Source organism: Pseudomonas sp. KCJK9111 (assembly GCF_046231935.1).
GTDB lineage: Bacteria > Pseudomonadota > Gammaproteobacteria > Pseudomonadales > Pseudomonadaceae > Aquipseudomonas > Aquipseudomonas parafulva_B.
In genome coordinates this window covers 1-4,418 of sequence record NZ_JBJJMO010000115.1, presented here as the reverse complement: position 1 = coordinate 4,418, position 4,418 = coordinate 1, and the positions used below count along the sequence as shown (strand labels likewise).

Annotated in this window: 5 protein-coding genes; 4 read left to right on the top strand and 1 reads right to left on the bottom strand. The window is 58.7% G+C overall.

Translation table 11 applies throughout. The annotated features are described in order from the left end of the window. Positions 1 to 698 precede the first annotated feature (698 nt). The 3 genes from ACK59L_RS21315 to ACK59L_RS21305 all read left to right on the top strand — a co-directional run bounded on the left by ACK59L_RS21315 (position 699) and on the right by ACK59L_RS21305 (position 3,065). On the top strand, positions 699 to 923 hold the full coding sequence (locus tag ACK59L_RS21315; protein WP_027915766.1) for a hypothetical protein: 225 nt from the start codon (positions 699 to 701) through the stop codon (positions 921 to 923). A 249-nt stretch (positions 924 to 1,172) separates the two neighbouring features. After that, positions 1,173 to 1,655, top strand: a complete 483-nt coding sequence (locus tag ACK59L_RS21310) for a hypothetical protein (protein ID WP_058604161.1) — start codon at positions 1,173 to 1,175, stop codon at positions 1,653 to 1,655. Positions 1,656 to 1,799: 144 nt separating this feature from the next. Continuing rightward, positions 1,800 to 3,065, top strand: coding sequence for an OmpP1/FadL family transporter (locus ACK59L_RS21305; protein ID WP_058604160.1), 1,266 nt, complete (start codon positions 1,800 to 1,802; stop codon positions 3,063 to 3,065). A 40-nt stretch (positions 3,066 to 3,105) separates the two neighbouring features. Here ACK59L_RS21305 and ACK59L_RS21300 read toward each other — a convergent pair whose 3' ends face one another. Continuing rightward, positions 3,106 to 4,035 (bottom strand): LysR substrate-binding domain-containing protein, encoded by a 930-nt coding sequence (locus ACK59L_RS21300; RefSeq protein WP_409275902.1) that lies wholly within the window; start codon positions 4,033 to 4,035, stop codon positions 3,106 to 3,108. Between the two features lie 115 nt (positions 4,036 to 4,150). Between ACK59L_RS21300 and ACK59L_RS21295 the strand changes: the two genes are divergently transcribed. Next, complete coding sequence (locus tag ACK59L_RS21295; RefSeq protein ID WP_409275900.1) at positions 4,151 to 4,408, top strand: DUF2798 domain-containing protein; 258 nt, start codon at positions 4,151 to 4,153, stop codon at positions 4,406 to 4,408. The last annotated feature ends 10 nt before the right edge of the window (positions 4,409 to 4,418 follow it).

The window sequence follows — 4,418 nt, the reverse complement described above, 5'->3', positions numbered from 1 at the left end:
ACCCTATTCCCCCCCGCCAAGCCCCGAATTACGGGGGCTGCTGTCAAACTGACGATTTTTTCACCAACCAAAAATAGTGTTTTTTTTCATTGACTTAACTGGCCAGTCAAGTCATTGGCGACCAGAGCGGAAGGTAGGACGCGTTTGATACAAATCATCCTTTCGGTGTGAACAAGCCCCGGCCGGGCATCCGTTCGTGTGTCAGGCAGGCGTTCTGGGCACCCTATAAGCGTGCTCTACCCCCTTCCCACCGGCAACATTAAGGGCCATACTGCTCGGCTACCCAAGCGCTTCCAGGGCTTGCCTTCATTAAAAGGTTCAGGTAGGATGCGCCTCGTTAGTACCAAGCTGAAAGTCAATTCTGGCCAACAATGTCCTTGCAGATCCGCTTTCCCAACAGCGCGCTGCTGAAACCAGGACCGGCCCTTTCGATGACTCGCCCGCAGCCGATATGCTGCCGCGACATCCATCACGAGACTAATTGATCAGGATCCCGCACGAAGGCCCAGAACCTTGGCCCCGTGTGCTGCCTGTCCTCTGAAGTACCTACCAGTCAGCCCAAGCGCCCACTTTTGATTGCGCTCCTTCTGGCTGCTTTGTTCCAGCAGGTTCTCTCGTCCCTTAATAAAGACGTCACTGGAACGTTTCTATGATGCACGGATCTACTCCCCGTGTTTAATGCAGGAACCTCCAATAATATGCAAACTCAACATCAAATCCAGGCTGCAATCGGTACCCTTTCCCAAGCGTTCTCGCCACTGAAATGCTTGCTCGTTGCACCACGCAAGGGCAGCTTCAGCTTCACGCTGGTGGACGAACACGGTATCGCCTGCCACACCGAACGTCTGTACCACGAGCAGTACAGCCGCAGCGAACCGCTGCAGGCCGTTATCGCCCGTACCCGCCAGTCACTCACCGCGTGAGCGGTGAATGCTGCGGCATTCACCCGTCAGATACACCCCCTCCCCGCTTGCCTGTACAAACCCAGCGTAATTGCCTTCGGGTATATCGCTCGGCTTGTCAGGCAGCAATCGATTTAAAAACAGCCCTTTACATCATCCTTATCACACTACACTTCAACTCGAGCGGTGCACGCCGCTTCCGGCGGGCCTGACCGTTCATCCAGCTGCCAAGCGCCTGCGCCCGTCGGTCTCTTACTGCTCGGGGGCACCATGGGTATTGCGGCCAAAGAATTACGTCAGCATGTCATCAGGCCCACACTGATCTACCTTGACCGCCACTGCGTCAGCGCCGAAATGTTGTTGCTCGGCATTGCTGCCTGCCAGTCGGCATTGGGATCGGCGCTGCACGGTAGACGTGGGCATGGTCTGTTTCGCATAGATGACCAGCGTCATCGCACGCTTTGGGACGATTACCTGGCACGCGATCCCGACTTGGCCAGCCGTGTACGCGGCCTGGCCAGCCAGCATGCCTTCCTGGGCGGACCCGACCTGGAACTTACCGTGAACCTGCGCTACGCCACCGCCATTGCCTGGCTACTGGTCGAAGCCCAGGTTGTGACCTTGCCTGCAGTGGACGACCGGATAGGCCAGGCGCGCATCTGGCGTCAGATTTTCAACCCCCAGGGTCGCTTGCGAGACTTCACAGAAGCCTGGCAAGCCTGCGTGGATCAGAAACTGCCAGTGGCTTCTTGAGACGGTTCTTACAGACTCAACTGAGAAAAGGAATTTTAGTCGGATTGTCCTACAAAACCGCTCTATCTCCTGCGATTGCGCCTATAGCGCGGCGCGTGATTTGTTGGTAGCTTTTCGCCTCGGAGATCCCAAGGAGTTCTAATAATGAAAAAAGTAATGCTCAAAACCTCCCTTGGCGTTGCTGTTGCGCTCGCTTCGAGCCAACTGTTCGCCAGCGGCTTCGCGTTGAACGAACAAAGCGTCAGCAGCATGGGGACAGGTTTCGCGGGACGTTCCTCTTCTGCCGAGGATGCCAGCACCGTATACGGCAACCCGGCCGGCATGTCCCGCCTCAAGCGCCAGCAGGTCACCGTCGGTGGCGCAGCGGTCATCGCCAAAACCGATATCTCGGGGCCTGGCAGCAACCTTGGGGGGGAAACTGACGGTGACATGGTACCGGTCGTCGGCGTACCCATGGGTTACTACGTCAAGCCCATCGACGATCACTGGACCGTCGGCTTCGGTGTCTACGTGCCATTCGGTCTGGTCACCGACTACGGCAGTGACGACGCGGCGCGTTATTGGGGCAAGAAAAGCCACGTGGAAGTGGTGACGTTCCAGCCTACCGTCAGCTACGCCTTCAATGACAAGGTGTCGATCGGCTTCGGCCCGACCTTCAACCGGATCAAGGGCGAACTGGGTTCCAACCTGATCAACCCGGCCACTCCCGGGCGCAACGACGGTGAAGTCAAGATCAAAGGCGACGACACGGCGGTCGGCTACAACATCGGCCTGATGGTGCAAGCCACCGACCGCACGCGCATCGGCCTGACCTATCACTCCATGGTCGATTACAAGCTCGAGGGCAAGACCAAGGTCAACACCCCGCTGATCGGACCTTTCAGCGGCAGCAAGTTCGATGCCTCGCTCAAGATCAAGACGCCGGAGTCGGTGGACCTTTCGGTCACTCATGAGCTCGACGATCAGTGGACGCTGTACGCCGGCAGCACCTGGACGCGCTGGAGCCGTCTGAAGGACATCACTGTACAGAACGATGTCCCGCGCCCGTTGATCGGCTCAGCCTTCCAGACCATTTCGGAAGAACAGAACTGGCATGACACCTGGGCCCACGCCGTGGGTGCGTCGTACAAGGTCAACAAGGAGTGGGTGCTGCGTACCGGCTTCACCGTCGACCAGTCGCCGACCAACAACCAGGACCGCTCGCCGCGCATCCCCACAGGCGATCGCAAGATCTTCAGCCTGGGCGCCGGCTGGAGCCCGAGCGAGGACATGACCATCGACGTGGCGTATTCCTACCTGTGGGAAGAAGACACCAAGGTCAATCAGGTCAGCGCCACCAAGGGCGCCTACCGTGCCAAGTACGAGAACAGCGCGCACGGTGTAGGGGCATCCCTCACTTACCGCTTCTGATCGTTCCCGCTACTGGAAAACCGCCCTCGTGGCGGTTTTTTCATGTTGGCACTTGCCAATCTTCGCCAAGACGGTCGCGCAGGTAATGCATGAAGGCGTGTACCTTGCTCGTGAGTGCGAAGCGATCGGCCACGCAGAGATAAACGTCCATGGGTTCTGTCTGCGCATACGCCTGTCCGTCAGGGCTGTATTCGAACAGCGGCACCAGGGCACCGCAAGCCAGGTGCGGACGTGCAATGAACGCTGCCAGGCGAGTGATGCCGCCGTCATGCACCGCCATCTGCGTGAGCGCATCGATGTCGTCGCAGATGAGCACTTCGCCGAATTCGGGCTCCAGGCGCTGCCCATCACGCATGAACCCCCAACGCAACAGACGGCCATCGACCGGGTAGCGAAACACCAGACAACGGTGGTTGCGCAGGGCCTCTGGCGTTTGCGGTACACCGGCACTGGCCAGATACCCTGGCGCTGCACAGCAGACGAAAGGAATGCGGGCGATGTGCTTGGCGACCAGGTGCTCGTCCAGCTGGGGCGTGATGCGCAGGCTGACATCGATACCTTCACGTGCGTGGTCAACCTTTCTGTCGCTCATGACCAGCTCGATCGAGATACGCGGGTACCGCTCGCTGAACGCAGGTATCAGTGGCGCCAGGACGTGACGACCGAACGCGGAGGTCGAAGCGATGCACAGCCGACCTTGGGGCTCGGTTTCAGGCGTCATCACCGCTTGCTCAGCGCGCGCCAGGTCACGCTCTATCAGCCTGACATGCCTGTAGTACTGGGTGCCGGCGGGAGTCAGCGTCATGCGCCGCGTTGTGCGGGTCAGCAGGCGGACCTGCAGGTGTCCTTCAAGACGCGCCAGGTTCTGGCTCACGGCGGCTGGGCTGATGCCCAGGCTGCGGGCGCCCGCAGCAATACTTCCCGCTTCGACGACCTTGATGAAGCTGCGGATGGCGTTGAGCAGGTCCATGCTGTGCCCTTGGGATTCGTAAGTTTTGCTTTATAAAGGACTAAGGCACAGCGGTCTACTGGGGGAGCGCCGTGGGTTGATAGGGTAACGCCTCAATCGGACTCCAGGAGGTCGCATGACTGATGCCACTCAAAGCCGTCGCCGCAGGTTGCATGTGAATGCCACGCCGTATGTGTTTGCCTTTTACATGTCGGCCATCATGGCGTTGCTGATGTGTTTTGTGATTACGGCAGCTAACGCCGGAATTGATCAGGATTATATAAGCAACGTGCTGAAAGCCTATCGATTGGCGATGCCGGTAGCCTTTGTTTGCGTGTTGATTGTAAGACCGATTGTGGGAAGGCTGTTTGCGATGTCCGTGCATGCGGGTTGAAGCGTGGTGC

Bases quoted from the DNA above. Each gene is read 5' to 3' on its own strand.
- ACK59L_RS21300 (WP_409275902.1), bottom strand. From the start codon at position 4,035: ATGGACCTGCTCAACGCCATCCGCAGCTTCATCAAGGTCGTCGAAGCG.
- ACK59L_RS21295 (WP_409275900.1), top strand. From the start codon at position 4,151: ATGACTGATGCCACTCAAAGCCGTCGCCGCAGGTTGCATGTGAATGCC.
- ACK59L_RS21305 (WP_058604160.1), top strand. From the start codon at position 1,800: ATGAAAAAAGTAATGCTCAAAACCTCCCTTGGCGTTGCTGTTGCGCTC.
- ACK59L_RS21310 (WP_058604161.1), top strand. From the start codon at position 1,173: ATGGGTATTGCGGCCAAAGAATTACGTCAGCATGTCATCAGGCCCACA.
- ACK59L_RS21315 (WP_027915766.1), top strand. From the start codon at position 699: ATGCAAACTCAACATCAAATCCAGGCTGCAATCGGTACCCTTTCCCAA.